General features: G+C 40.0%; 2 protein-coding genes. One reads left to right on the top strand and one right to left on the bottom strand.

Going from position 1 to position 1,759, the window contains the following annotated elements; translation table 11 throughout:
- Positions 1–190 (top strand): hypothetical protein (locus DW039_RS21165; protein WP_207810861.1); only part of this gene is annotated, 190 nt, incomplete at its 5' end.
- Here DW039_RS21165 and DW039_RS20665 read toward each other — a convergent pair.
- On the bottom strand, positions 187–1,641 hold the full coding sequence (locus tag DW039_RS20665; protein ID WP_120382314.1) for an IS1182 family transposase: 1,455 nt from the start codon (positions 1,639–1,641) through the stop codon (positions 187–189). The two genes, DW039_RS21165 and DW039_RS20665, sit on opposite strands and share 4 nt — an antisense overlap.
- Between the last annotated feature and the right edge of the window lie 118 nt (positions 1,642–1,759).

Genomic DNA, 1,759 nt, shown 5'->3' with positions numbered 1-1,759 from the left:
GAGGGCACTGAAAAAGTTCCCCACTTGTAATAAGTCTCTCCCTAATACACAAAAAATAGATTGTGAATCCTTTTTCTTTGGGTTCCCAATCTATTTTTATTTTTCAGCTTTTGTGCCACCTATGCAGCCATCTATCTTCTTTTTTGATGGTTGTTTGGCTAAAAATGGATTTTCTGCCTGTTTCTCTTAGATTAATTTGAGAATTCTCTTGATATTTGATGCGAAAATAGCCAATGCGCCTTGCATCTGCATACAATACAGGCCATATGACTGCGCTCTCTCATAGCCATACACGTGCTTTAATTCAGAATTCTTGGCTTCAATCTTATATCTTTTCCTGGCTTTTGCTTTAAAATCTTTTGTCTGTTGGTATTCCAGCTGGGCTTCTTGTTGGCTTGTCTTAATGGAAACACCATAAGTCTTGCTCTTTGCCCCATTTTTATAACATCCTTCCCGTCGTGAACAAACCTTACACTTCTCTACATCAAAATAATACGTCCAGGTTTGATTCCATTTACCATCGCTCTTTCCTTGTTTGGCTTTTCTTATAGCCATATGTCCGGCAGGGCAGACAAACATACCGGCATCTTTATTGAAATCGAATTTATCGTCCTCCTTCCTGAATCCGTTGCTAATAATAGGATGTATTCTGGATATCAACTCGAATCCTTTTTCTTCATCTTCTGCTAATTTCAGATTTTCATTTCCTGAGTATGCGGTATCACCAATAACGATATCGACCTGCATACCGTTCTTTCTGCTCTCTTCCACCAATGAGCTCAATTGGGGACCGTCTCCTTTATCTCCGGAAGTAACTATAGCCGCGGTGATGATACGTTCATCGCTCATGGCTATATGTGTCTTGTAACCAAAAAAGGAACTGTCTTCACTCTTATGACCAACTCTCGCGTCTCCGTCTATGGACGTAGTATAGTGGTCTTGAATGTCATCAAGAGTTTCCCTCAACATATTAAGACGTTTTTTGACTGCCGGAATATTGGACATGCCCTGGTTATCCTCTATTGTAGAAAGAAGCCTTTGGGTATAATCCAACTCACGGGACAGATCATCGTCTTCATTTTTTTGCGGCAGTGAATCTTTTATATCCTCGTCAACTTCATAAAGCGCTTTTCTTAACTGTTTGCTACGTAGTTTGAGAAGCTCTATGGGAGAATATGGATTGGATCTTGATGCTGTATGAGTCGCATCAACAATGATTGTCCTGGAAGTAATGATTCCTTTTTCCACAGCCAAACTTACAGTCTTCTTTATCAGAAGAGTTAGCAAGTCCATATCTTTGAGACGCATCTTGCGGAATTTACAGAGCGAACTGGGATTGATGACACCTTCCTCGGGAGCCATACCTAGGAAATACTTGAATGACATGTCATATTGAGAACGCTCAACAACATCTACATCAGAGATATCATAGATGGTTTTGAGCAAAAGGTATTTGAACATGCGGATAGGACTCTCTGCAGTACGTCCATTGTCACTACAATACTTGTTAACCAACTCTTGGTAGACAAAAGAAAAATCCACCAAGTCATTAATACGCCGTAAAAGGTTATCCTTTGGCACCACTAGATCATATAGAGCGGTGTAGGGGCTAAGTATAAAATCTTGTTGCTGTGATAACATGACAGTCTGGATTTGTAGCACACAAGATACTAAAATATCTGCACAGAACCAAAAGGATTGTAAGGCATGTGCAGATATTTTCTCTTAAAAAGGAAGGGAGGGCTTTTTCAGTGCCCTC

This window comes from Bacteroides sp. AF39-16AC (assembly GCF_003602735.1).
GTDB classification, from domain to species: Bacteria; Bacteroidota; Bacteroidia; order Bacteroidales; family Bacteroidaceae; genus Bacteroides; species Bacteroides uniformis.
The sequence above is the reverse complement of the archived record's forward strand: the minus strand, read 5'-3'. Positions and strand labels throughout refer to the sequence as shown.